General features: G+C 34.9%; 31 protein-coding genes. 25 read left to right on the forward strand and 6 right to left on the reverse strand.

Annotated elements, in window-relative coordinates; genetic code table 11:
- Positions 1–31 precede the first annotated feature (31 nt).
- A complete protein-coding gene (locus LDM90_RS08505; protein WP_187160114.1) occupies positions 32–1,465 on the reverse strand; it encodes an APC family permease in 1,434 nt (477 codons plus the stop codon).
- A gap of 407 nt (positions 1,466–1,872) precedes the next feature.
- Here LDM90_RS08505 and ylxM point away from each other — a divergent pair, with 407 nt between their 5' ends.
- The 7 genes from ylxM to LDM90_RS08540 all read left to right on the forward strand — a co-directional run bounded on the left by ylxM (position 1,873) and on the right by LDM90_RS08540 (position 6,631).
- Complete coding sequence (ylxM, locus tag LDM90_RS08510; protein ID WP_034981574.1) at positions 1,873–2,214, forward strand: YlxM family DNA-binding protein; 342 nt, start codon at positions 1,873–1,875, stop codon at positions 2,212–2,214.
- Positions 2,215–2,218: 4 nt separating this feature from the next.
- Positions 2,219–3,646, forward strand: a complete 1,428-nt coding sequence (gene ffh, locus LDM90_RS08515; RefSeq protein ID WP_034981577.1) for a signal recognition particle protein — start codon at positions 2,219–2,221, stop codon at positions 3,644–3,646.
- An 85-nt stretch (positions 3,647–3,731) separates the two neighbouring features.
- Positions 3,732–4,004, forward strand: a complete 273-nt coding sequence (rpsP, locus tag LDM90_RS08520; protein WP_034981579.1) for a 30S ribosomal protein S16 — start codon at positions 3,732–3,734, stop codon at positions 4,002–4,004.
- Positions 4,005–4,068: 64 nt separating this feature from the next.
- Positions 4,069–4,584 carry a ribosome maturation factor RimM gene (gene rimM, locus LDM90_RS08525; RefSeq protein ID WP_223897391.1) on the forward strand — a complete coding sequence of 172 codons (516 nt, stop codon included), beginning with the start codon at positions 4,069–4,071 and terminating at the stop codon, positions 4,582–4,584.
- Positions 4,574–5,299, forward strand: coding sequence for a tRNA (guanosine(37)-N1)-methyltransferase TrmD (trmD, locus tag LDM90_RS08530; protein ID WP_223897389.1), 726 nt, complete (start codon positions 4,574–4,576; stop codon positions 5,297–5,299). The genes rimM and trmD overlap by 11 nt, the downstream gene beginning before the upstream one ends.
- Before the next feature lie 117 nt (positions 5,300–5,416).
- Entirely contained in the window at positions 5,417–5,764 is a 348-nt protein-coding gene (gene rplS, locus LDM90_RS08535) for a 50S ribosomal protein L19 (protein ID WP_034981588.1), read from the forward strand.
- A gap of 102 nt (positions 5,765–5,866) precedes the next feature.
- The gene (locus LDM90_RS08540; RefSeq protein ID WP_373868804.1) at positions 5,867–6,631 is read left to right on the forward strand and encodes a nucleoside phosphorylase; all 765 of its coding nucleotides are present in this window, start codon (positions 5,867–5,869) and stop codon (positions 6,629–6,631) included.
- Between the two features lie 225 nt (positions 6,632–6,856).
- Here the strand turns inward: LDM90_RS08540 and LDM90_RS08545 are convergent, their stop codons facing one another.
- Entirely contained in the window at positions 6,857–7,156 is a 300-nt protein-coding gene (locus LDM90_RS08545; protein ID WP_223897387.1) for a hypothetical protein, read from the reverse strand.
- A 60-nt stretch (positions 7,157–7,216) separates the two neighbouring features.
- Between LDM90_RS08545 and LDM90_RS08550 the strand changes: the two genes are divergently transcribed.
- A complete protein-coding gene (locus LDM90_RS08550; RefSeq protein WP_223897386.1) occupies positions 7,217–7,576 on the forward strand; it encodes a MerR family transcriptional regulator in 360 nt (119 codons plus the stop codon).
- Positions 7,577–7,629: 53 nt separating this feature from the next.
- Here the strand turns inward: LDM90_RS08550 and lexA are convergent, their stop codons facing one another.
- Positions 7,630–8,253 (reverse strand): transcriptional repressor LexA, encoded by a 624-nt coding sequence (gene lexA, locus LDM90_RS08555; RefSeq protein ID WP_045928230.1) that lies wholly within the window; start codon positions 8,251–8,253, stop codon positions 7,630–7,632.
- Between the two features lie 141 nt (positions 8,254–8,394).
- Here lexA and LDM90_RS08560 point away from each other — a divergent pair, with 141 nt between their 5' ends.
- The 5 genes from LDM90_RS08560 to LDM90_RS08580 all read left to right on the forward strand — a co-directional run bounded on the left by LDM90_RS08560 (position 8,395) and on the right by LDM90_RS08580 (position 14,071).
- On the forward strand, positions 8,395–8,643 hold the full coding sequence (locus LDM90_RS08560; RefSeq protein WP_034981597.1) for a DUF896 domain-containing protein: 249 nt from the start codon (positions 8,395–8,397) through the stop codon (positions 8,641–8,643).
- A 69-nt stretch (positions 8,644–8,712) separates the two neighbouring features.
- Complete coding sequence (locus LDM90_RS08565; RefSeq protein WP_034981600.1) at positions 8,713–8,928, forward strand: YneF family protein; 216 nt, start codon at positions 8,713–8,715, stop codon at positions 8,926–8,928.
- Positions 8,929–8,999: 71 nt separating this feature from the next.
- On the forward strand, positions 9,000–10,766 hold the full coding sequence (locus tag LDM90_RS08570) for an ABC transporter ATP-binding protein (RefSeq protein WP_198212012.1): 1,767 nt from the start codon (positions 9,000–9,002) through the stop codon (positions 10,764–10,766).
- Positions 10,756–12,546: an ABC transporter ATP-binding protein gene (locus tag LDM90_RS08575; RefSeq protein WP_223897383.1), complete on the forward strand. Its 1,791-nt coding sequence runs from the start codon at positions 10,756–10,758 to the stop codon at positions 12,544–12,546. The genes LDM90_RS08570 and LDM90_RS08575 overlap by 11 nt, the downstream gene beginning before the upstream one ends.
- A 124-nt stretch (positions 12,547–12,670) precedes the next feature.
- Positions 12,671–14,071, forward strand: a complete 1,401-nt coding sequence (locus LDM90_RS08580; protein ID WP_223897381.1) for an FAD-binding oxidoreductase — start codon at positions 12,671–12,673, stop codon at positions 14,069–14,071.
- Positions 14,072–14,168: 97 nt separating this feature from the next.
- Here the strand turns inward: LDM90_RS08580 and LDM90_RS08585 are convergent, their stop codons facing one another.
- Both LDM90_RS08585 and LDM90_RS08590 read right to left on the reverse strand, forming a co-directional pair.
- On the reverse strand, positions 14,169–15,344 hold the full coding sequence (locus LDM90_RS08585) for an SAM-dependent methyltransferase (RefSeq protein ID WP_122052563.1): 1,176 nt from the start codon (positions 15,342–15,344) through the stop codon (positions 14,169–14,171).
- Between the two features lie 79 nt (positions 15,345–15,423).
- Positions 15,424–16,038 (reverse strand): lysophospholipid acyltransferase family protein, encoded by a 615-nt coding sequence (locus LDM90_RS08590; protein WP_223897379.1) that lies wholly within the window; start codon positions 16,036–16,038, stop codon positions 15,424–15,426.
- Between the two features lie 58 nt (positions 16,039–16,096).
- On the opposite strand from LDM90_RS08590, the gene LDM90_RS08595 reads away from it, so the two are divergent.
- The 7 genes from LDM90_RS08595 to LDM90_RS08625 all read left to right on the forward strand — a co-directional run bounded on the left by LDM90_RS08595 (position 16,097) and on the right by LDM90_RS08625 (position 20,608).
- Positions 16,097–17,128 (forward strand): GIY-YIG nuclease family protein, encoded by a 1,032-nt coding sequence (locus tag LDM90_RS08595; RefSeq protein WP_223897377.1) that lies wholly within the window; start codon positions 16,097–16,099, stop codon positions 17,126–17,128.
- A 156-nt stretch (positions 17,129–17,284) separates the two neighbouring features.
- Positions 17,285–18,088, forward strand: coding sequence for a 30S ribosomal protein S2 (gene rpsB, locus LDM90_RS08600; RefSeq protein ID WP_045928222.1), 804 nt, complete (start codon positions 17,285–17,287; stop codon positions 18,086–18,088).
- Between the two features lie 39 nt (positions 18,089–18,127).
- Positions 18,128–19,003 carry a translation elongation factor Ts gene (gene tsf / locus LDM90_RS08605; RefSeq protein ID WP_034981620.1) on the forward strand — a complete coding sequence of 292 codons (876 nt, stop codon included), beginning with the start codon at positions 18,128–18,130 and terminating at the stop codon, positions 19,001–19,003.
- Between the two features lie 166 nt (positions 19,004–19,169).
- A complete protein-coding gene (locus LDM90_RS08610) occupies positions 19,170–19,415 on the forward strand; it encodes a hypothetical protein (protein ID WP_198212000.1) in 246 nt (81 codons plus the stop codon).
- 69 nt (positions 19,416–19,484) lie between these two features.
- The gene (locus LDM90_RS08615) at positions 19,485–19,676 is read left to right on the forward strand and encodes a hypothetical protein (protein WP_223898850.1); all 192 of its coding nucleotides are present in this window, start codon (positions 19,485–19,487) and stop codon (positions 19,674–19,676) included.
- Between the two features lie 244 nt (positions 19,677–19,920).
- Positions 19,921–20,193, forward strand: a complete 273-nt coding sequence (locus LDM90_RS08620; RefSeq protein WP_198211998.1) for a protein NO VEIN domain-containing protein — start codon at positions 19,921–19,923, stop codon at positions 20,191–20,193.
- Positions 20,194–20,440: 247 nt separating this feature from the next.
- Positions 20,441–20,608, forward strand: a complete 168-nt coding sequence (locus LDM90_RS08625) for a hypothetical protein (RefSeq protein ID WP_223898852.1) — start codon at positions 20,441–20,443, stop codon at positions 20,606–20,608.
- A gap of 38 nt (positions 20,609–20,646) precedes the next feature.
- Here LDM90_RS08625 and LDM90_RS08630 read toward each other — a convergent pair whose 3' ends face one another.
- Positions 20,647–21,771 (reverse strand): acyltransferase family protein, encoded by a 1,125-nt coding sequence (locus LDM90_RS08630; RefSeq protein WP_223897374.1) that lies wholly within the window; start codon positions 21,769–21,771, stop codon positions 20,647–20,649.
- A gap of 202 nt (positions 21,772–21,973) precedes the next feature.
- On the opposite strand from LDM90_RS08630, the gene LDM90_RS08635 reads away from it, so the two are divergent.
- The 5 genes from LDM90_RS08635 to LDM90_RS08655 all read left to right on the forward strand — a co-directional run bounded on the left by LDM90_RS08635 (position 21,974) and on the right by LDM90_RS08655 (position 25,835).
- Complete coding sequence (locus LDM90_RS08635; protein ID WP_223898854.1) at positions 21,974–22,885, forward strand: ROK family protein; 912 nt, start codon at positions 21,974–21,976, stop codon at positions 22,883–22,885.
- Between the two features lie 124 nt (positions 22,886–23,009).
- Positions 23,010–23,741, forward strand: coding sequence for a UMP kinase (pyrH, locus tag LDM90_RS08640; protein WP_034979511.1), 732 nt, complete (start codon positions 23,010–23,012; stop codon positions 23,739–23,741).
- Positions 23,734–24,291 (forward strand): ribosome recycling factor, encoded by a 558-nt coding sequence (gene frr / locus LDM90_RS08645; RefSeq protein ID WP_034979514.1) that lies wholly within the window; start codon positions 23,734–23,736, stop codon positions 24,289–24,291. Before pyrH ends, frr begins: the two co-directional genes overlap by 8 nt.
- A gap of 3 nt (positions 24,292–24,294) precedes the next feature.
- Positions 24,295–25,029, forward strand: coding sequence for an undecaprenyl pyrophosphate synthase (gene uppS, locus LDM90_RS08650; protein WP_223897370.1), 735 nt, complete (start codon positions 24,295–24,297; stop codon positions 25,027–25,029).
- Positions 25,030–25,037: 8 nt separating this feature from the next.
- Entirely contained in the window at positions 25,038–25,835 is a 798-nt protein-coding gene (locus LDM90_RS08655) for a phosphatidate cytidylyltransferase (protein ID WP_034979520.1), read from the forward strand.
- Positions 25,836–25,845: the final 10 nt, after the last annotated feature.

The raw sequence follows: 25,845 nt of genomic DNA on the forward strand, positions 1-25,845 counted from the left end.
ACTTTCCAGACTTTTTTATTTTTGAGAAGTGCTATTTACGCATTTTCTTATTCATAGCAGAATGACGAATGCCATAAATTAAATAAATAAAGACACCAATTAGTGACCATATTAGCATGTACTTTTTTGCTTGTATATCTAATCCCCAGAAAACAACAAAAGAACCGAGAAATGCTAAAAATGGCAGCACAGGATACCAAGGCATTTTAAAAGCTGGATCTACAATATCTTTTCCTTCGCGTGGCCTTAAGCGATAGATTCCTAGAGAAACAAACATAAAGGCAATCAGGGTTCCAGCTGAAACCAATTGTGACAGGAATGAGAAAGGAATAAATGCAGAAATAATAATTGCAATAACTGCAACTGTCCATAATGAGTTTGCTGGTCGATGTTCTTTATTCAATTTACCAAGTACTTTAGGAATCATACCATCGCGACCAAATGAATATACCAAACGAGAACTGGCCATACAAAGACCAATCAAAGCGGTAAACATTCCTAAAATAGCAACAGACTGAACGATAGTGGCAATATGTCCGAAACCTGTTTTTCTTAAAGCGTATCCAACTGGCTCAGCTGAATTTAAATATTGGTGATAAGGTACCATTCCAACTAAGACTAAGCTGACGGCTACGAATAAAATAACCGCTATTAGCAACGAACCGATAATTCCCCGTGGCATAGTCTTTTGCGGATTAATAGCTTCTGCAGAGTTTGATGCAATGGTATCAAAGCCCAAGAATGAAATATAGATCATCGAAACTCCGGCGTAAATGCCTTGCCAGCCACCAAAAGGTCCGTGAGCTGTTGCACGATAATGTGGTATAAAAGGAATGAAATTAGCTTTTTTAATAGCTGTCAAGCCAACGCCAACAAAAAGCAAAATTGCTAAAACTTTGACTACCACTAAAACATTTTCGACTCGGGAAGCTTTAGACACTCCAAAGCTGACTAGAAATGCAGCCAGCAAAATAGCTAGTAATGCAACCAGATCAAATAATCCTCCATTTACGCCTAGAGGATTGGCTAGGGCAGCAGGTAATTTCCAGCCTAAAGGTGCTATTAATGCACGAAGATTAGCAGACAAACCAGAGCTAATAAATGCCATTCCAATTAGGTATTCTGCTAAAAGAGCCCAACCGGAAAACCAACCCCAAAATTCTCCAAATATAACATTGATCCAAGAATAAACTGATCCTGCAAATGGCATTGCGGCTGCCATTTCTGCATAGGCGAATGCAACAAGACCAGCTACTATAGATGCAATAACACATGACAGGGCTACAGCGGGTCCTGTGTGCAGTGCTGCAACTTCTCCAGGTAATGTAAAAATTGAGGTTGAAACGATAGTACCTACACCCAGGGCTAAAAAGTCACGAACTTTTAGTGTTCTGACTAAGTGACCATCCTTTTCCTGATAAATATCTGGATCTTCTTTTCGATTCATTAATTTCCATAAATTCACACTGAATTGCTCCTTAGCTTTGTTTAGCATTCTGTTTGAAAGAAATCTACCATTTAAAAAGTTCACACGGGTAACAACTTGAGTGCGAACTTACATTTTATATAGTAAAATTTGTTTTAAACAGTAGGTGTAGTGTAACGCTTTTAAATATTTTTTCAAAACAGTTTGATTACTCAAAATAAAAAGACGATACAAAATTAATATTTATTCGTGTACCGTCTAATCAGATAACTTTCAAGAATGGTTATTCTATATCTATGATAGTAAAATCCCTAAAAGTTGATTAAATTTATGATACAGATTCTTATTGAGAAAAGCAATAAAACATAGTATACCTTTAATTAAATTTTGGTTTTCAAGATCGTCAATTCCTGACATTTTTGCTATACTTGTTCAAGGTGAGGGCAATGGACGAACTCGAAAAAAACGAAATATTAGGTGATTTATACGCATATTATGGTGGTCTATTAACCAAGAGCCAGCAAAGTTATTTTGAAGACTATTATTATAACGACCTGTCTTTAGGAGAAATAGCCATTAATCATCATGTTTCACGTCAGGCAGTCTACGACAATTTACGTCGCTGTCGCAAGTTGTTAAAAAATTACGAAGATAATTTACATATGCAGAGGGATTACAATATGATTGAAGACAAACTAGCAAAAGTTGTAGTCGCACTCAAAAAAAGCAAGTCAAGCCAAGCTTTACAAATAACTACTGATCTAATAAATCAACTGAGGGGAGAGTAATTCGATGGCATTTGAAAATTTAAGCGAAAGAATTCAAAAGGCCTTAAAGAATTTAACAGGTAAAGGGAAAATATCAGAAGATGACATCAATAGTGCCAGTCGGGAAATTAGACTGGCATTACTGGAAGCTGATGTTAACTTTAAAGTTGTTAAAGATTTTATCAAGAAAATAAAGCAAGAAGCTCTCGGAAAAGAAGTTCAGGAAAGCCTTAATCCGGGTCAACAAGTCATTAAGATTGTTAACGATGAATTAACCAAGATGATGGGTGAGAGCGCAGTTTCCCTCAATAAATCTAAACATATTCCTACAATAATAATGATGGTAGGTTTACAAGGTACAGGTAAAACTACTACAGTTGGTAAGTTGGCAAACAGATTAATACAAAAAGAAAAAGCAAGACCGTTGCTAATTGCTGGTGATATTTATCGTCCAGCGGCTATTGACCAGTTGCAGCAAATTGGTGACCAGCTAAAAGTTCCTGTTTATAGTGAAAAAGATCAAAAAGACGTAGCTCAAATAGTACAAGACGGCTTAAGCCAAGCCGATAAAGATAAAAATGATTATGTCATTATTGATACCGCTGGTCGTTTGGAAATTGATGAGCCTTTGATGGAAGAACTTGAGCGCGTCAAAAAAGTTGCCCAACCGGATAATATTTTGCTGGTAGTAGATGCCATGACCGGTCAAGCAGCAACTGATGTTGCAAAGGGCTTTGACGAACGTTTAGACATCACCGGAGTTATTTTGACCAAACTTGATGGTGATACTCGTGGTGGTGCCGCTTTATCCATTAGAGCAGTAACCGGCAAGCCAATTATTTATACTGGTCAGGGTGAAAAATTAACTGACCTTGAACAATTCTATCCTGATCGTATGGCTTCTAGAATTCTAGGTATGGGTGATATGCTGACTTTAATTGAAAAAGCTCAGCAGGATTATGATGCCAAAAAAGCTGAAGAAGTTGCTGAAAAAATGAAAGAAAATACTTTCGATTTCAACGACTTTGTTGATCAGATTGAGCAAGTTGAAAAAATGGGTCCTCTTGATCAGTTGATGAAGATGATTCCAGGAATGGCAAATAATCCCCAGCTTAAGAATGTCAACTTCGATAAAAAGCAAATTGTTTATGTGAAAGCAATTATTTCATCAATGACAGAAGAAGAGCGAGAAAATCCAGAGTTGCTTAATCCTAGTCGCAGAAGAAGAATAGCAGCTGGATCTGGTCGACCGGTAGTTGAAGTCAACAGAATGATTAAGCAATTTAAGCAGGCTCGCGATATGATGAGCAAAATTACTAAGGGTAATTTTAAGGGAATGGATAATTTGCCAGGAATGAATTCTCCAATGGGTCGGATGGCCATGAGACATATGGGTAAAAAATTTAAGAAAAACAAGAAAAAACGGATGAAAGTTAAAAGATACCATTCATAAAAATCACCTGTTAAGTAAAAACACTTTACACCCTTTAAAAAAAATGCTATATTATTGTACGTAACTTTTAGGAGGAAATTAATTTATGTCAGTAAAAATTCGTTTGCGCCGTATGGGTGCTAAAAGAAAGCCATTTTATAGAATCGTTGTAGCTGATTCTAGAATGCCGCGCGATGGTCGTTTTATTGAAGAAGTCGGTTACTATAATCCAGTTTCAGTTCCTAAGGAGTTGAAATTAGACGAAGATAAGATTTTTGAATGGTTGCAAAAGGGTGCTCAACCTTCAGATACTGTGCGATCACTACTTTCTGGTGCAGGCTTAATGAAGAAACTGCATGATTCAAAATTTAATAAATAGTGAATCGTTAGTTAAAAGTTTGAAGTTAACTGCTTCAAGCTTTTTTCTTTGACTAGGAGAAACTATGCAATTTTATGATGTTGCGCGAATACTATCTACCCATGGTCTTAAAGGAGAAGTAAAAGTTGCTTTAATTACGGATTTTCCGGAAAAACGCTTTGCTGCAAAGCAAGAATTGGCTTTAAAAGCTAATCAACAAAAAAAGTTGACGGTTAAAACCAGCAGGCCTTTTAAACAGTTCTGGCTGGTTCAATTTAATGAAATCACTGATATTGATAGTGCTAAGAAATTAGTCGGCGAAACTTTAGTTGTTAGCGAGCAAAATCAGCATGAACTTCCAGATGGCGCATATTATTATCGCGATATTCTAGGCTGTAAAGTGATAGATAATCATTCTGGGGTTAAGCTGGGTCAAATAACTGGTATCGAAACTCCTGGTGCGAACGATGTCTGGGAAATTACCGAAGAAAACGGCAATGAATATTTAATTCCCTATATAGATCAAGTTGTTAAAAAAATAGATGTTGAACATAAAAAAGTTTTTGTAGAACTCTTGGAAGGGTTACGCAATGAAGATTAACGTATTGACGCTTTTTCCCGATATGTTTACACCATTGACAACTTCAATGCTTGGAAGAGGTCTTGAAGATGGCAGATGGCAACTCAATTTAGTCAATTTTCGTGATTTTACCACGGATATTCATCATCACGTTGATGACAGTCCTTATGGTGGCGGAGCAGGCATGGTCTTGCAAATTATGCCGATCAAAAAAGCACTTGATTCGATCGCAAATAAGGGCAAAGTAATTATTACTGCACCACAAGGCAAAACTTTTAATCAAAAAATAGCACAAGAATGGTCTAAAGAAGAGAACCTTACATTTGTTTGTGGTCATTATGAAGGCTTTGATCAGCGCATCTATGATTTGGCAGATGAAACAGTTTCAATTGGTGATTATGTCTTAACTGGTGGTGAATTACCTGCAATGAGTATGATTGATGCTACTGTTAGATTGATTCCGGGTGTTTTGGGAAATATTGCCTCACCAGTAGAGGAGAGTTTCACTCGTGGTTTGCTGGAATATCCACAATATACCAGACCGGAAGATTTTGAAGGAAAGAAAGTACCTGAAGTATTAACATCTGGAAATCACCAAAAGATTGATGAGTGGCGTCATAAGGAAGCTTTGCGGGCAACCTACTTGTACAGACCGGATTTACTTGAAAATTATAATTTAAGTAAAGAAGAAAAGAGAATGTTGACGGAAATAGAGCAGGAAAAAGATCAAACTTGATTTTAATTACTATTTTTGCTAATATAATTCAGGTGTAATTTATTTTTGCACTAATAGTTAGGGGTGTTCCGCTGACGTGAATGACGTGAATGAATGCCGGAGAAGGAGAAAATAAAAATGGATCCATTAATTCAAGAATTAACTAAAGAACAATTACGTGACGATATTCCTGACTTCCGTGCAGGAGACACAGTTCGTGTCCACGTGCGTGTTGTTGAAGGTTCACATGAACGTATTCAGATGTTTGAAGGCGTTGTTATTAAGCGTAAGGGCACTGGAATTGGTGCCAGCTATACTGTACGTAAGATGGCATCTGGTGTTGGTGTTGAACGTACTTTTCCAGTAAACGATCCACGTGTTGCCAAGGTTGAAGTATTACGTCACGGGCGTGTACGTCGTGCTAAACTTTACTACTTACGTGATCGTCACGGCAAGTCTGCTAGAATTGCAGAAAAGCGTCGTTAAATTAACGCTTAAGTAAAGGAGAATCATTCCGTAAAGGGATGATTCTCTTTTTTGTTTATGTTAAAATCTTCAGCAAAATATTTTTTATAGAGGAAGAGGATTATGATTGAACCATTTTTATTAAATTTTGATACTAGTCCAAAAGCAGTTTTAGAACCAGATCACGAACAAGAAATTAATAACTTTCATTTTCACACTAAGCTGCTGTTTGCATTCTTAACTCCTGCTGTAATCAGTGATTTTTTGGCTCGTTATCCTCATAAAAAGTTAGGGTTCTTTGACTGTTTTGAAGGAGAAACCCATATTTATGAGGTTGATTTAGACGGACAAAAAATTACTTTTTGTCAGGCAAAGATAGGAGCTGCAGCTGCTGTAGAGCTATTAGATTGGTTAATAAGCTATGGTGTTAAACAAATTTTAGCAATAGGATCAGCAGGCTGCTTAGTTGATTTGCCAGAGAACTATTTTCTAGTGCCTACAAAAGCTATTAGAGACGAGGGCACATCCTTTCATTATATGAAACCAGGAACGTATATTGACTTAAAGTCAGAGTTTTTAACTAAGACCAAAAAATTGCTGAAAGAAGAAGGTCTTAAGGTTGAAGAAGTAACTACCTGGACCACTGATGGCTTCTTTAGGGAAACTGTCAAGAAAGTAAAGCAGGCTAAAGAGTTGGGAGCCTCTTGTGTAGAGATGGAATGTGCAGCAATGGCTGCGTGTGCACAATTTAGAGAGGCAGATTTTGCACAAATATTATTCACGGCAGATTCTCTTAAAGACATAGAAAAGCATGATGACAGAGGCTGGGGCAGGGATGCTCATGAGACTGCTATCAATTTGGCAGCAAATATCATTAGGTTAATTTAACAAACTTTGTGAAAAAAGATTGCCGTGGAACCAAAGTGAAACAGCGATAATATTCACAAGCAAATAACATAAAAGCTTTAGAAACAGCATTTTTAAGTATAATATCAATATAAAGATTGTGAATTGATTTAAAGCATTAGTTGTGGAAAGTCAATTTCTTGCCATTATGACAGTATTTTGAGACGTTACGCTTGACTGCTAACAGGAAGTTTTCAAGATAAATATCTAAAAATACTTAAAGTTCAAGCAAATCAAAATAATAGTCAAAATTAGTCTAATAAACCAGTGAGACCAAGTGATTTGTCCGTATAGAAAAATTCCATTTGCTAGAGCGGTAAGTAAGACTGCTACTAGAAATATAGTAGTTAAAAGGGGTTTTTTTAGAAAACTTCCGGCAATAATGCCTAATGCGGACAAGACGTTGATCATGATTAGCCAAATTGGCAAACTAGTAAAAGATGAAAAACTGGCGCTAATCATGAGAACACCATATATAATAGTTAAAGAGGTTGTTAGATATGACATTTTTATACCTCCTGCTAAAATTTAATCATCTGGGGTCGACCCTACGTCAAGGAGATAATTATGTATTTGAAAGAATTTATTCAAAAGGAAAATACTACACGTGATACAGTTAGACATTATATCTACTTAAACTTATTAAATCCTGGTCGTAAGGGAAGAAACTATTGGTTTACTGAAAACGAAACTGATATTTTTGAAACAATTAAAGAGTTCCAAGACTTAGGTTTTTCGCTTCAAGAAATAAAGGACATAAAAAAACTACACGATGAATCGTGTAGTACTGAAAAGCAGCGTAAACAAAACTTAAAGTTAATTACGGATAAAATCGCCGTTATATCTGCAAGAATAAACAAATTAAAAATGCAGAAAAAAGTATTGGCAGAAGTAAAAGAAACTCTGCAGAAAAAAAAGCATTATTGAAACTCGCAAAAAATAATTTTTATTTATTCCAATAATGCTATAAAGCTCTTTTGTTAAATAATAGTGTTACGGTATAGTCCAACTACTTTACCTAAAATGTGGACGCTTGACAATATGATCGGTGCCATCGTATCATTTTCAGGCTGTAAACGATAGTGACCTTTTTCCTTGTAAAATCGTTTTACAGTTGCTTCATTTTCATCTGTCATTGCTACTACAATTTCACCGTTAATAGCTGAAGATTGTTTGCGGACAATTACATTATCTCCGTTTAAAATACCAGCATTAATCATACTTTCTCCATGTACTCTCAACATAAAGAGATCCCCAGCATCGTTTGCTAAATCAGGAGGCAAAGGAAAATAGTCTTCTATGTCTTCAACAGCTAAAATAGGTTGACCAGCAGTCACGTCACCAACAACTGGAATTTCTTTTGGTTGAACGCCAATTGCTTTTTTTCCTTCATCGGTTATTTCTAATGCTCTTGGTTTTGTAGCATCCTTTATTATTAAGCCCTTGTTTTCAAGCCTTGATAAATGGCCGTGTACAGTAGAAGTGGAAGATAAATCTACAGCATGACATATTTCACGCACAGTTGGAGGAAAGCCCCTGTCTTCAACCGTTTCATATATATAGCGTAAAATTTGCAACTGCTTGTTGTTTTGTTTTGTAGTCATAATTATCTCCAGTTTTATAAACTTCTTTAATACTTTTAATTCTAGCAGATAATTTGGTATAGTACAAACAAGCGTTCTGAAAATTTTAAACTTTTTTTATTACAGATAATAATGTAGACTTTTTTAAGAGAGGTGCTAAAAATGAATGAAGATCTTGAGAAAAAACTAATAAATCGGATAAATGAACTTTATCACAAAAAGGAATCTGTTGGACTGACAGAAGACGAGGAAATAGAACGAAAGAAATTACATCAGGAATTTATTAAGAACTTTAGAGCAGGCTTTAAACAAGATGTAGAGAATTTAGTGATAATTGATAAAAATGGCAAAGAAATTACTTCTGAAAAAGCGAAAAAAGCTCAAAGAAAAAAAGGTTTAAGAAAAGATTAACTTTGATCTTTAATTTTACTGTATTTTTAGGTAAGATATACCTATTGGACAAATTGAGGTGATTATTTTATGAACTTAGGATTAGCGATTTTTCTGATTGTTATAGCATTAATATTAGGACTTGTAGGAGGCTTTTATGGTGCCAGAGCATATATGAAAAAATATTTTAAGGATAATCCGCCAATCAGTGAAGATATGATTGTTGCCATGATGTCTCAAATGGGCCAAAAGCCTTCAGCTAAGAAGGTAAACCAAGTGATGAACATGATGAAGCACCAAAAATAACAACTTACTAGATTGAAATAGTGTGGCGGAGAATAAACTCTCCGCTTTTTTACTGAATTTTTAGGTGAATAATGGGTATATTTTTTAAATTAGGTTGGTTTTTTAAAAAAGAAAAAAAGCGTTACCTAATTGGTATTACGTTTTTGGCACTTACTTCAGTTGTGAACTTGGTGCCACCGAGAATCTTAGGTCTAATGGCTGATCAATTAGATGAAGGACATATTAGTTGGCAAGAATATGGTCTTCTAATTTTGGCAATTGTTTTAGCAGCCCTGCTGCTATATGGCTTCCGCTATTTTTGGCGTAGTCAGATTTGGGGTGGCGCAGCAGAACTGGAACTACAGTTAAGATCGAAATTATTCCGTCATTTCATGGCTATGGATCGCACTTTTTACCAGCGTCACAGAACAGGTGACTTGATGGCTCACGCTACAAATGATGTTTCGGCTGTTCAAGAAGTTGCGGGTGAAGGTGTCTTAACACTCGTAGACTCACTCATAATGAGTGTATCTACCATGGTGGCCATGATTGCTTTTGTTGATTGGCGTTTAACACTTGTGGCTCTTTTGCCGTTACCATTTTTGGCTTGGGGAGCATGGAAATTAGGAGACAGGCTACATGATGCATTTGATAAGTCTCAGGCAGCTTTTTCCAGGTTAAACAATAAAACTCAGGAATCAGTTTCAGGTATTAAGGTTTTGAAAACATTTGGTCAGGGTAAAGAAGATACTGCTGCTTTTGACCAAATGATAGATGACACTATTAAAATCAATAAAAAAGTTTTTAAATGGGACTCTATGTTTGATCCTTTAGGCACATTGCTTATTGGTTTGACATATACAATAACTATTATTTACGGTGGGATGCTTGTTTTTAACAAAGCACTCACTATTGGCCAGTTAGTTTCATTTATTGCATACATTGGTAATATGGTCTGGCCTATGTTTGCCATCGGATATCTTTTTAATATTTTAGAGCGTGGAAGCGCAAGTTACGATCGTATTGAAAAGCTGCTGGAAGAAAAGTCTGAAATTACGGATAAATATGCTGACCAAAAATTATCTGCCAAAGATATAGCGGGCGATCTTATTTATCATGTTAAATATTTTGCATATCCAGATGAACCGAAAGTTCAAGTACTGAATAATATCGACTTTACGTTAAAAACAGGTCAAACTCTGGGTCTTGTGGGTAAAGTAGGAGCTGGTAAAACTACTATAATACAGCTTTTACTTAGGGAATTTGATAAGTATGATGGTCACATTACGTTAAATGGACATGATATCAGAGAGATTCCGCTTAATGTTTTATTACGCCAAATATCATATGTACCTCAAGACAATTACCTATTTTCAACCAGTATCCAAAAGAATATCGCTTTTTCAAAAGCAGACAGTAATGAAAGTGCTATTGTTTCTGCAGCAAAGAAAAGTGATCTGCACAATGATATTTTACAGATGCCAGGTGGTTACAATACTTTGGTGGGTGAAAATGGCGTTTCACTTTCCGGAGGACAAAAACAACGTATGTCTATTGCCAGAGCGCTACTTAAACAAAGCCAAATCTTAGTTTTAGATGATGCATTGTCAGCAGTAGATGCCAGGACTGAAATGGCTATTTTACGCTCTCTAAGAAAGGAACGTAAAGGAAAAACAACATTAATTGCTACGCATAGACTTACATCGGTAATGAATGCTGATTTAATTTTAGTCCTAAAAAATGGTCGGATTGTTGAACGAGGAACTCATGACCAGTTGCTGAAGTTAAATGGTTGGTATGCTGATATGTGGCAAAGACAAGAATTAGAAGACAAGGTAGGTGACTCCAATGGACGATGAAAACTCATTCCAATCAGTCTGGTCTCAAGAAATTCCTGTAAAAGAGCAACTTAGCATTTTTAAGCGCTTGCTGCGTTTTGTGATGCATTTTAAAAATGAAATGATCATTGCAGGTATTGGTGCTTTTTTAGTAAGTGTAATTAACGTTTTACTGCCATATGGTTTACAGTATTTTTTAGATAATTTTTTGAGTAAAGCTGATGTTACAACACAAATAATTTTATTCGCTGGTTTTCTTTACGCATTTGGTTCCATTGTCAAAGGAATTTTGCAGTTTACCTACGAGTACTTTTTTGCTTTAGGATCAGAAAAATCACTTGAAGGATTGCGTTCTGAACTTTATAAAAAGTTGCATACATTAGGAATGCGATACTTTGATCAAACTCCAGCTGGTTCAATAGTCTCAAGAGTAACAAATGATACTATGACTTTGAGCAATTTTTTGACTGTATTATCAAGTGTAGTAATTTCATTTTTCTCAATTATTTCGGCTATGGTAGCGATGTTTTCTACCAATGTGGTGGCTGGATTTATAGTTCTTGCTTTTTTACCCTTACTTTTAGTGATTATTTGGCAATATTCTAAAAGAAGTTCGAAACTTTACCGTAGTTATCGCGAAAGATTAAGCCGCATCAATACTAACTTAAATGAATCAATTGAAGGAGTTTCTTTAATCCAGCAATTTAAGCAGGAAAAGCGTATGACTAATCATTTTGAAAGTGAAAACTCTGCCTTAATGAAAACACGTTTCGATATGATTAATCTTAATTCCTTTTTGTTGTCACCTTTAACTAGTTTGCTATATTCACTTGCATTAGCATTAACTTTAATGTACTTTGGATTTCCGTTAAGGGAAACCTTTGTTCCAGCTGGTGTTGTTTATGCGTTTTCACAATATATTTCACAGTTTTTTAATCCAATTGCCAATATGATGGATCAAATGACTTTTTTCCAAGATGGTATTGTAGCAGGCAAAAGAATTTTTCGGATTTTAGATAATACTGATTACGAACCACAACAAAAAGCTGAGGCAGGATTAACAATTAATCAAGGAAAGATTGAGTTTAAGCACGTAAGTTTTTCATATGATGGTAAAAACGAAATTTTACATGATATTTCCTTCACAGTTAATCCCGGAGAAACTTTAGGCATAGTTGGTCATACAGGTTCTGGTAAAAGCTCAATTATTAACGTGATGATGCGTTTTTATGAATTTTACAAAGGTGAAGTACTAATTGATGGTGTTGACATTAAAAAGTATCAAAAAGCAGAATTACGTAAAAAACTGGGATTGGTATTGCAAGAACCCTTCATGTTCTACGGAGATATTAATTCCAATATTCGACTTTATAACAAGGACATAACGGACGAGCAAATAAAAAAAGCTGCAGAAACCGTTCAGGCAGATGGCTTTATTGAGAATCTCCCTGGAAAGTACCATGCTAAAGTAGGTGAAGGCGGCAGCGAGTTTAGTCAAGGCCAAAGGCAATTGATTTCATTTGCAAGGACTTTAGTAACAGATCCAAAGATATTGGTTTTGGATGAAGCAACTGCAAATGTTGATACTGAAACTGAAACGCTCATTCAACAAGGATTGAAGAGATTGCGCAAAGGCCGCACAACTTTGGCTATAGCGCACAGACTTTCAACTATTGTTGATGCAGATCAAATTATTGTATTGAATGATGGTAGAATTGTGGAAAGAGGCAATCACGAGAAACTTCTTTCACAAAAAGGTTATTATTATAATTTGTATACCTTACAGAATAGCCAAAAGTGAAAAAAAGCACAAAGCTAAAAACTTTGTGCTTTTTTATATTTGGTATTGACAGCGTTTACATTAAAGAGTAAATTTATCATGTTAGCAGTAGCTAAATTATGATTTTAGTAAGAAGGGAATTATAATGGAATATCATAAAATTAATCAAACTGACTTGGATAACCTAAGCAAGTTCATTTCAGATCCAGAAAGGTTTATTACTAAACCAACTAAGCACTGGGATCATGACCAATTTGGCACAGTCAAAGCTATGCCTGATTTGGTAATTCAACCAACAAGCAATGAAGAGGTAATGAATGTTGTTAAATATGCAAGTGATCATTCAATACCTTTGGTTCCAAGAGGAAATTCAACTGGCTTAATGGGAGCTAACCTTGCTGTTGATGGCGGGATTTCACTGGACATGATCAAAATGAACAAGGTTTTGGAATATGATCCAGAAAGTTTGACCATGACTGTTCAAGCTGGATTGAGATTGAAAGACTTGGACGAATATCTGGCTGATAAGCCTTTCATGTATATGCCTGCTCCAGCCATGCACTGGGCAACTATTGGTGGTAATGTTTCCACCAATGCAGGTGGACTTAAAGCTATTAAATATGGCGTTACCAGAGAGCACATTCGTGAGATCAAAGTTGTATTAACTAATGGTAAATTATATAAATTTGGTTCAAAGGCAGTTAAATCATCTTCAGGCTATTCACTAAAAGATTTAATTATTGGATCAGAAGGAACTTTGGGTGTTGTAACTGAAGTTACAATTCGTTTATACCCAAGACCTCACAAATCTATCAATGCTATTATTCCATTTCCAACTTTGAATGACGCCATTAGATCAGTTCCAGCTATTCTGAAATCTGGAGTTGTACCAACTACTGTTGAGTTTATGGGACGTAAGGTTGTTAAACTCTGGGAAACTTATGCTAAAGACGAATTTCCGATTAAGCATGGTGACGGTTTTATTATCATTGGAATTGATGCCTTTACAGAAGATGAGTGGAAAGCAGAGCTTAATGAAACTTTAGAAGTTGTTAAACCTTTTAAAGCCGAAAAAGCTATCGTTTTGAGTGCTGATTCTGATGAAGCCAAGAAGATCTGGAAATGTCGTGAAGAGTTATTGCTGGCCATTCAAAACTCTACTCCAAAGATGGATGAAATTGATGTTTGTGTTCCAATCAACCACATTCCTGTAGTTTTAGACCGAATTGAAGAGCTAGAGAAGGAATTGAACATTAGAATTCCAAACTTTGGTCATGCTGGAGACGGCAACCTGCATATTTACCTTTGCTCAGATGATATGACTGATGAAGAATATGCAAAAACAAGTGATAAAGTAATTTCTGAATTATACAAGACTGCTAAATCACTTGATGGAAATATGTCTGGTGAACATGGTATTGGTTACGCTAGAGCAAATTACTATGAAGACTTTTATGGTAAAGAATATACTGACTTACTACGCAAGGTTAAAAAGTTATTCGATCCTAATTATATTGTTAACCCAGGGAAGATTTTTGAACCTTAATTCGTATCCTAATTCATAGTGTATATGTGCGTTTAATAACAAAAAAAGCTGACAAAGTATATTTGTCAGCTTTTTTGTGTAGATTAAATTATTAATACTACTTATTTAACATGTACCTTCTAGTCATTGGTAAGTTTTTACCTGAAGGTCCTTTAGTAATGAGATATTGTACAACATCTATGTTGCCAGATTCAAAAGAAGCAGCGCAAGCTTGCAGGTATAAATCCCACATTCGAGTAAAACGCTCACCCATATTCTTTTGAATTTGATCCCGTTTAGCATTAAAATTTTTATCCCAAATTTCCAATGTTCTTTGGTAATGTCTTCTAAGCATTTCCAAATCCGTAATTTGCATGTTGTTTTCGACAATATGACTGATATTTTCACTTAATCCTGGTACATAACCACCTGGGAAAATGTACTTGTTAATCCAAGCGTTCTTGGCACCGCCTTGTTGACGTGTGATGCCATGAATGAGAGCTACGCCATCTTTCTTTAAATATTTTGAAACATCGGCAAAGTATTGACCTAAATTTTCTTTACCGACGTGTTCAAACATTCCTACAGAGGTAATGTAATCCCATTGTTCATTTCCCAACTCGCGGTAGTCTTCTAACTTAACTTCTGCAATATCCTGCAAGTTTTGGTCGTATATTTTCTTTTGCACAAGTTTATACTGCTCTTCACTCAGAGTTACACCAGTTACTTTTAAGCCGTATTCTTTGGCAGCAACCAGCATAAGAGTGCCCCAGCCACATCCAATATCAAGTAATGTCTTTCCTTTTTCAGGATGTAATTTATTTAAAATATGATGGATTTTATTCAATTGTGCTGTTTCAAGGTCATCATTTTCATTTTCAAAATACGCACACGAATATGTTAAAGTAGGGTCAAGCCATAATTTATAAAAGTCGTTACCGATATCATAGTGACTTTGAACATCTTTTTCACTTTGTGCTTCAGTGTGTTTTTCTTTTGGTAAAAATTTACGAAATTTACTGGACCGCATGAAACTTCCGGCACTTTCATAAGCTCCGCAAATTAGTTTTTGCAAACTGCCCTTGATTTCGATTCTTTTATCCATATATGCTTCGCCTAAAGCAAGAGAAGCATTTTTTGAAATAGCACTAGTCGGAATTTTCTCGTTAAAAATTATCTCTATATTTGGAGTACCGTTTCCGTAAACTTCACTTTTGCCATCCCAGTATGTTACTTTGACAGGGAAAGGAAAGGACTTGCTTAACATAGCTCTATAAAAACTTTTTTCTAACAATTTTGAAATCCTCCATCTAACTTTTTTACATTTTTATTTTAACACTTGTTCATTGAGCTAATGTTTAAAGAGTAATTTTTTATTTAGGTTGATAATGAAAATTGGGGTTTTGTTCGTAGTCAACTTTATCCCAGGCTTTTTTAAGCTTATTGTCTAACATAGCTTCGTTTTCGTGAGTGAGTTTTATTTTACGGTCAATCATAAACGGTTCCCCGAAACAAACTTCTAAGGGTTGGCGTTTTAATAAACCAGTGAAAGTTAGTGGACCCTGATAGACTACTGGTACTATAGGCTTGTTTGATAATTTAGCAATGGCAATTGTGCCGCCTTTCATTTCGGATGAGTGCCTTGTACCTGAGGGAAAAATAATTAAAGAATAATTACCTTTTCTCAATCCATTAATGGGAGTTTTTAAAGCTGAAGGTCCAGGATGTTTACGGTCTACTGGAAAAGCATGTGCGTGTTTTAAAATGAACCGTAATATCGGGTTTTTAAACAATTCTATTTTAGCCATAAACATGAATTCTTTTGGACTTGCAGCTAAGGCGAATAAAATTGGTTCCCACCATGTTCTATGTGGTGCTGCTAGTATATAGTTCCCTTTGGGAATTCTTTCCTTATGATTAACGTGTAAATGTCCATTTAATAGCCAAACTATAAAGCGAGCTACCGGACGAATAAAATGATAAAACATAATTTCCTCCAATTGATGTAAAATATTATAACAAAGCTGCGAGAGAGGACAAATTTTTATGGAAAAATTATTGAAAAATGAACGCATTGATTATATGTACAGTGATGATTTAAAAATAATCCAAAACAAATCATCTTTCAGCTTTTCATTAGATACTCTGCTTTTAGCAGCAACTGCAAAAGATTCAATTAAAGATAATTCCAAAGTGGCTGATTTATGCGCTGGCAATTGTGCAGCAACAATGTATATGGCTTATTTTAACCGTGCTAAATATGATGCGGTTGAAATACAAGAAGAAGTGGCATCACAAGCTGAACGTTCTATTGCGCTAAACAATATGGAAAATCGTATTCGGGTTTTTCAAAAAAATGTTAAAGATGCTCCAGTTTTTTTGAGAAAAGATTCGTATGATGTAATTGTCGTGAATCCACCTTACTTTAAAGTTGCACAAAACCATAAAGTAAACCCCGATCCTGCAAAAGCTATTGCCAGGCACGAAATATTAATTAATTTAGAAAAAATAATTTCTGTAGCCAGCGACTTGCTTAAAATGAAAGGCAAATTTTTTATGGTTCATCGACCAGAGCGTTTAAATGAGATTGCATATTTTTGTCTTAAACATGATTTGAGTATTAAGCTTGTACAGCCATATGTTTCTCATCGAGGAGAAAACTGCAATTTAATAATTATTGAAGCAGTTAAGCATACCGGTAGCGATGGTCTGGTATTAAGGGATGCCATTGAGGTACATGATAAAAACGGTAATTATCTTCCTCCGATTCAGCGTATAATCAGAGAAACGGAATCGGATAGAGAAAAAAGGCAAAAGAGTAGGAGATATTATTTTTATGTACTCTTATGCAAAGATAATAGCTTCTATGGTGGCTTTACTGATGATTTATCCAAGCGACTAAAAGCACATAATAGTGGCAAAGGTGCCAAGTATACAAAGTCCCGCAGACCAGTCAAACTGCTTTACCACGAAGAGTTTAAAGATAAGAAGCTGGCGCTTAAAAGGGAATATTGGTTTAAGCACCATAACAGATTATGGAAGGAAAGATTTTTAAGAGAACATAAAGTTAACTTTTAACCTTGCATCTTAAACAATAATCTAGTATTATTTTAACGTATGCCTTTATGCATATGTATAAAAAACATCAAGAGCAATCAGTATTTCGGTGCCATACAAATGGTGAAATACTGAAATGACCGCTTGAGAGGATTAAAACCATAGGAGGAAGTTAATATGTCAGTAGTTTCTATGAAACAATTGCTTGAAGCCGGTGTCCACTTTGGTCACCAAACTAGAAGATGGGATCCAAAAATGGCTCCTTATATCTTTACACAAAGAAATGGTATTTATATCATTGATTTGCAAAAAACCATCAAAATGTTAGATGATGCTTATGCATTCGTAAGAGCTGTTGCTCAAAATGGTGGCGTTATTCTTTTTGTTGGTACTAAGAAACAAGCTCAAGATTCAATTGCTGAAGAAGCTACTCGTGCTGGTCAATACTACGTTAACCAACGTTGGTTAGGTGGTACATTGACTAACTGGAAGACTATCCAGAGCCGAGTACAAAGATTAAAAGATTTAAAGAAAATGTCAGAAGATGGCACATTTGATGTATTGCCAAAGAAGGAAGCTTCTCTTTTGACTAAAGAAAAGGATAAATTGGAAAGATTCTTAGGTGGTATTGAAGATATGCCTAGAATTCCAGATGTTTTATTCGTAGTCGATCCTAAAAAGGAAAAGATTGCTGTTCATGAAGCTAATATTTTAGGAATTCCTGTAGTAGCTATGGTCGACACTAACACTGATCCGGATCCAGTTGACGTAGTTATTCCTGCAAACGACGATGCTATTCGTGCTATTCGTTTGATTTCAGGCGCAATGGCTGATGCTGTTATTGAAGGTAAGCAAGGTCAAGATGATGACAATGCTGAAGCAGAGATGGCTAAGGGTGCAGAAGAAAAACAAGCAGATACTGAAGCTGATGCAGAAAAAACAGTAGAAGCTGAAGAAACTTCTGACTCAGATGAAGACTAGTTTTAATTATTAATAAGTTTTTATTTGGAAGGAAAAATAATGGCAAACATTACTGCTAAACAAGTAAAAGAATTACGTGACCGTACTGGCGCCGGCATGATGGATTCCAAGAAGGCTTTGGTTAAAGCTGATGGTGATATTGAAAAGGCAATTGACATTTTAAGAGAAAATGGTGTTGCTAAAGCTGCTAAGAAGAGTGGCCGTATTGCTGCTGAAGGTTTGGCCGAATATGCTTTTGAAGGAAATAATGCTGTTGTAGTAGAGATTAACTCTGAAACAGATTTTGTTTCATCCAATGATAAATTTATCAAATTAGTTGATGATGTGACCAAGGCTATTTTAGCGGCTAAACCTGCTAACGTTGAAGAAGCATTAAAATCACCAATGGGTGATTCCACAATTGGCGAGGAAATTACCAATCTTACTGCTGTCATTGGTGAGAAAATCACTTTAAGACGATTTGATCTAATTACTAAGAATGATGATGAAGTCTTTGGTGCTTACAAGCACAATGGTGGTGCAATTGTTGCAGTTGTTACCTTAAAAGGCAACAGTGAGGAAGCAGCTAAGAACATTGCAATGCACGTTGCCGCAATTAATCCAGAATACTTGAACAAGGATTCAGTACCAAAGGCTGATTTTGATCGTCAGAAAGAAGTTTTCACTAAGGAAACTGAAAATGAAGGCAAGCCTGCTAAAATCATTCCTAAGATTGTTGAGGGCAGAGTAAACAAGTATCTCAGTGAAATTTGTTTAGTGGACCAACCTTATGTTAAAGATGGCGATATGACAGTAGCTGAATATGCTAAATCAGAAGGCTGCGAAGTTGTTGGCTACAAACGTTATGAAGTTGGCGAAGGTATCGAAAAGAAGCAAGAAGACTTTGCTGCTGAAGTAAAAGAACAAATGAAATAGATATACATATTTTTATTGATTCAATTAAAAGCTCTTATCTGTTTAGATGAGGGCTTTTTTTTTCTAAAATCTTGCGAAATCATTGACAAAAAGTGATAACCTTAAAGTATAAAGCTTTCTGTATTTGAGAAAGAAAATAATTTTAACAGGAAATGAGGTTTCAATAATGAGGAAACTGGCAGAGTTTGACTACATGCTGGATTCATTTAATAGGGATTCCAGAAATCTTAATCGGTTAAGACACGATTTCGTTAATAAATATACGCAAAGTTATATTAAAAATGATATGAATTTAGACGATTTTGTTGTTGGTAAAGGAAATAAAAATAGCTTTTGCTATCAACTTGAATTTAATTTAGCTCAATTGGGCAGTATCAGAGGTTCAAATTCAAAAAATTGGTATTTATTATAACCAACAAAAACAGGATTACGTTGTCACGAAAGCATGGCAAAGAAATGATGAAAATAGTCTTTTACTGAATTGAAAGCAGCAATTGTCAAAATCATTGACTTAGGTAAAAAAGATAAAATGAGTAAAAAAATTGATGCTATTCCACTTTCAAATATATTAAAGCATAAAATATTATCTGTTTATTATCTCAATAAATACTTAAATATTTTTGCAAAAGAACCACTGACATACTTTTTATTACAGTTTTATCAAAAAAATTAAAAAATATGTCAATTTATGAATTGCAAAAAAAGTTAATTGATTTGAAAAGGAAGAATAAAGCGCTAAAAGGCTGGTCTAATATTGAATATGGTAATTATCTTTATTATCTTTTTTCCAAAGCTAAGAAATTAAATACTTGATAATACTAATAAGCTAAAACAACAGATTATGACATTGAAACTCTACAAATCCCTGAAAATAAAGAATATTCATATAAAGAGAAAAAATGTCAAGCTATGTATGATTGGAGAAGAAAAGTGTTTTTAATAGTGAGGTTAAAAGGCTGAAAGATTTCAATGATCTAAATATAGAATGGGAATCTAAAGTTGATGATTCATTGGGATATGATATTTTATCTTATGAGCTAGATGGTATTCCAAGATATATAGAAGTAAAAACAACAAAAGAAAATAGGAGCGATAGATTTAGTTTTCATATCTCTCGCAATGAACTTGAAAAATCAAAGGTATTAAAAAATTATTGGATTTACCAAATATTCTTTTCGATAGGACAATAGCAAGTAATTTTTCTCATTGAAGATCCTTTTAATGCAAAAGACATTAATATAACAGCCCTTAATTACCTGGTTAATGTCAGGTAAAAAGAAAAGAATGATTCAAGACAAGTTTTTTAGTGTTAAGTTAGAGTAAAAGTGATTAATTAGAATTAAGTTTTTCAAATTTTCTTTATCTTATTAAAACTATCATTTACCATGTAATTAAAATTATTTTAAGGACGGTGAAAAACTTATGGGATTTTGGGTAATGCTAATTTCATTAGCAGTCGGGGCATTTTTAATATATTTGTGTTTTGCCAAAAACACGTCTCAATCAGTTAAGGTCACGCTTTTTTTAACTGGTTTAATCTTAATTGCCGGGGCAATTTTTCTATCTACTCCGCAAGGCGCAGCATTTGTAATGGAAATTACTTAATTAGATAAAAGCATTTTAAAAAATATTTATGGCACTAATCAGTGCCTTTTTATTTTGTTTTGTAAATAGTTTTTAGTATTAGCCCAGAAAACATGTAAAAAATATGCGGATACAAAAGATAATAGCCACGTTAATAACCAGGTCGCCCAAAAGCTGCAAAAAGGATGGAGAATGGCATAATGTTTGATATTTAAGCCATACCAAATAATTTGGTCCCAAAAGACATTTGATAAGTAAGCTCGGTAGGCGTAAGCGGCTAAAAAGTGAAAAACCTGTAGACTAATTTTTGAATTTTTTCTGACTTGATACAAGCAAAAAGACGAAATTAAGGCAATGACTGCTAAGCAATAAAAAGTCATTGACGGTTTATAATATGGTGCATTAGCAAAAAGTACCGGGTGACCAAAATTTTGTAATTCAAAGTTAGTCCAAAAAAAGCATCCGCCAAAGGCAATCAATATTAGCCACCAAAATTTTTGCAAAAGCGCATTAACATAATCTCGCAGTTGCCAAGCGAGTACACCATATACCGCATAAATAAAAAATGATATAAAAAGACGATCAAGAAGGTACCAACTTCTTTCTTGCTGGCCATGAAAAACAAAATAATCATAGAATCTAAGCCAAACAAAATAGAAGATAAAAGTTATGATTGCTACCGTGATGCCCCGTTTGACATCTTTACCAATAAAGCGGCTAAGGGTCCAGAAAAAAGGCATTAAAATGATAAATTGCAACATCATGGTGTTGTACCATAAATGAGGTGCAGCGTTGCCGCTAACAAAGTGCCAACAAAATGACAAGAAGTTGGTAAACTTATTTACTTGTTGTAACCACGGCATTCCTAGTAAGTAAATTAAAGTCCACCATATAGTTGGAATAAAAAGATTTGACCAATTTGAGCGCAGGTATTTTTGATAAGAAAAACTGCCAGTTAGATCACAAGTGCGGATAGTGGAATAAAGTATGCCAAAAATAAATGCTGGTGCTGTATATTTAACTAAGTTATACATGATGCCAAAAATGTCCTGGGTATAATAAGATTGTCCTTCACCCATAATTAGTGACATTATTGGTTGGGTCATGACTGCTGTGCAAGCAAATACTTTGAGATAATCACCAATATCAGCTTTTTTATAAGCTGGATAGGGGTATTTTTTCATTTACTCAGATCCTTATTTAATACTAAGTCTTGCATTTATTATTTTAAAAAATATGATAGAAGTAAAGAAGCTTATTCAATTATTTTTTGATAATCTCATTTTCAAAATTAGGGGGTTGGAATTTATACTTTTTTAAAATATAATTTTTATTGCTGCTGCAAAAATGCATTGAGCTTTTTAGATAAGGAATTACAAGGGATATATGAAAAATTATTTAACTGTTGATATTGGCGGAACTGAAATTAAATTTGCAAAATTAGATTATGCTGGGAATATAATCGAAAAAGATAAAATTTCTACTGTTAAAAATAAATCTGAATTTTTGGCAAAAATAGATCAAATTGTAATACATTATATTTCAGATATAAAAGGCTTGGCTTTTTGCTCTCCTGGAAAAATTGAAACCACTAAAATCAGATTTGGTGGTTCATTACCTTTTTTGGATGGAATTGATTTTGCCGAAATTTATGGTAAAAAATACAGGATTCCAGTAGCGGTAATAAATGATGGTAAGGCTAGCGTTTTAGCAGAAAATTGGTTGGGTAGTCTAAAAGGTGAATCGAATTGCGCCGCAATAACCCTTGGAACCGGTGTTGGTGGTGGCATTATAATTAATGGTCATCTATTGCGAGGCACACACTATCAAGCTGGTGAATTAAGTTTTATGATTAATGATTTATCACAACCTAAAGATATGGAAGGTGCCGTAGGAAGTAATGGCTCTGGTGTGAATTTTGTTAAGTCAATTAATCGTAAACTAAATCATAAGAATGTAAATGACGGATTGCATGCTTTTGAAGCAATAAAGTCCGGTAAAAGAGAAGCTGTGAAGATTTTTAATGATTATTGTTTAAATGTAGCAACTTTAATTCTTAATATTCAAACAGTAGTAGATTTAGATAAAATAGCCGTTGGAGGCGGTATAAGCGCACAACCAATTTTAATTAGCGGTATAAATAAAGCATACGATAAATTAGTTAATAATTATAATCCAATCATTGGTGATACTTTGATTAAACCTGCAATCGTTTCTGCTCATTTTAGAAATGATTCAAATTTATACGGATCGCTTTATAATTTATTGCTTCAAATTAATAAAGAAAATAAATATTAGTTTTATCAAAATCTCGAAGTTGATTAACTTCGGGATTTTTTAAGAAATTTCTCTCTTTTATTTCTAAGTCCACATTTGCCCTTTTTATATGGTAGAATAACTAAAGTTAATAGAGGAGGTTGTCATGACTAAAGTTAAGTATAAGCGAATAGTTTTGAAAATTTCTGGTGAAGCTCTTGCTGGTGATGAAGGAACCGGTATAAATCCTACAGTCATCAGTCATTTGGCAAAAGAGATTAAATCTGTTCATGATTTAGGAGTTGACATTGGAATCGTTTGCGGTGGCGGTAATATGTGGCGCGGGGAAACTGGTGCAAAACTTGGTATGGAACGTTCGCAGGCTGATTATATGGGGATGCTTGCTACTATAATGAACGGCTTGGCTCTTCAGGATGGATTGGAGCACGTGGGAGTACCGACTAGGTTGCAAACATCAATTGAAATGAGACAAATAGCTGAACCATATATTAGGAGAAAAGCTATTCACCACATGGAAAAAGGACGTGTAGTTATTATGGGTGGTGGCACTGGTAACCCCTATTTCTCAACTGACACAACTGCTGCCTTAAGAGCTGCAGAAATAGGTGCTGATGTGATCCTAATGGCTAAAAATGGAGTTGACGGAGTTTACTCTGCTGATCCAAATGTTGATCCACATGCCAAAAAATACAGTGAACTTTCACAACTAGATATTATTTCTAAAAACTTAAAAGTCATGGACAGAACTGCCAGCTCACTATCAATGGATACCAACATTCCTCTAATTGTATTCAACGTTAATACTGAAGGTAATATTAAAAAAGTGGTATTGGGTGAGAATATTGGAACAGTAATCGGAGGGAAAAATAATGAATAATGACGCAATCAAAAAAGCTCAAGATAATATGAAAAAATCAATTACTGTTTTTGAAAAAAACTTGAGCTCTATTCGTGCTGGCGTTGCTAACGCAGCTTTACTTGATGGAATAAAAGTGGACTATTATGGTGCTCCTACTCCATTAACTCAAATGTCTAGTGTTACTATTCCTGAGCCACGCGTGTTATTAATTACACCTTATGATCAGAACAGTCTCGATGATATTGAGCATGCACTCTTAGCATCAAATTTGGGTTTAACGCCAGCAAATGATGGAAAAGTCATCCGACTTGTTATTCCACAATTAACAGGTGAAAGGCGTCAAGAAATTGCTAAAGAGGTCAACAAAATGGCCGAAGAAAGTAAAATTGCAATCAGAAACGTTCGTCGTGAAGCTATGAATAGTCTTAAAAAGCAGCAAAAAGATGATGAAATCACCGAAGATGAACAGCGCAATTTGGAAAAGAAAGTGCAAAAAGTTACTGACGATGCAACAAAGCAGATTGACCAAATTGCAGAAGAAAAACGTAAAGAGATTACCCAGGGCTAATAAATGGCAGATAAAAAAAATCAGTTAAACCATTTAGCTATCATTATGGATGGTAATGGTCGTTGGGCAACAAAGCAAGGCAAACCACGAATTGCAGGTCATTACGAAGGTATGAACAACGTAGAAAGAATAACTTTGGCAGCCAACCAATTAGGCATCAAAGTTTTATCCTTATATGCGTTTTCTACTGAAAACTGGGGTAGACCTAAAGAAGAAGTAGCATATCTAATGAACTTGCCAGTACGCTTTTTTGATAAGTTTATGCCAACCTTAATGAAAGAAAATGTCAAGGTAAACATTATGGGCTACTTAAATGAATTACCTTCTAAAACCTATGATGTAGTTCAGAGAGCAATGGCTGAAACTGCTCCTAACAGTGGTTTGATTTTGAACTTTGCTTTTAATTATGGTTCACGAAGAGAAATTACTACAGCAGTAAAGGAAATTGCAACTCTTGTTGAAACGGGTAGTATTACAAGTGATGAAATTTCTGAAAAAATGATTTCGCAGAGATTGATGACTGCAAGCTTTGGTAAATACAGTGATCCAGATTTATTAATCAGAACTTCTGGTGAGCAAAGGATTTCTAATTTCATGTTATGGCAATTAGCATATTCAGAACTTGCTTTTAGTGAGAAAAACTGGCCTGATTTTACTAGAGAAGATCTAGAAAAATTTGTTATTGATTTTCAAAATCGTCATCGACGTTTCGGTAAAGTCGATGAATCGGATAGTTAGGTAAATATATGAAACAACGTGTAATCACAGCAGTTATTGCTTTAATTTTATTTATTCCTATCGTCATAGTTGGCGGACTTTGGATGGATTGGCTCACCGTTTTGTTTGCGGCCGTTGGTATCAGTGAATTCTTTTTAATGAAAAAACAAATATTGGTTTCAGTAAACTTTCTACTAGCTTTACTGGCCACCATTATTTGGGCAGTTCCTGATAGTTTTCTCAAGTCAATGCCGTTTCATTGGACAAAATACGGCATTTATTTTGCTTTGATAATGTTAATGCTAACTTGGACAGTTTTAACTAAAAATAAAACTACTTTTGATGATGTAGCGGTTTATACATTAGGCTCATTATATGTGGGAACCGGCTTTCATTACATGGCAAGTATTAGAAACGCAAACAATGGTCTTGCACTGCTTTGCTACGTTTTTGTTGTAGTCTGGCTGACAGATACAGGAGCCTACATGATCGGGCGTAAAATTGGTAAACATAAGTTGTGGCCTGTAATTAGTCCTAATAAAACATGGGAAGGCTCAATTGGTGGCACAATTTGTGCTGTAATTTGTGCCACAATTTATGTTTACTTTGTTAATCTGAACCATTCACAAGTTGAAATGATTATTTTTGCTCTTATATTATCAATTGTTGGACAAATGGGTGATTTGGTTGAATCTGCTTATAAGAGATACTATGGGGTAAAGGATTCAGGCAAGATATTGCCAGGTCATGGTGGAATACTTGATCGCTTTGACAGCATGCTCTTTGTTTTACCTGTTTTTGCTGCTTTGATGGGAATCATACACTAGGGGGATTTTT

This window comes from Lactobacillus huangpiensis (genome assembly GCF_019972815.1).
Taxonomy (GTDB): Bacteria; Bacillota; Bacilli; order Lactobacillales; family Lactobacillaceae; genus Lactobacillus; species Lactobacillus huangpiensis.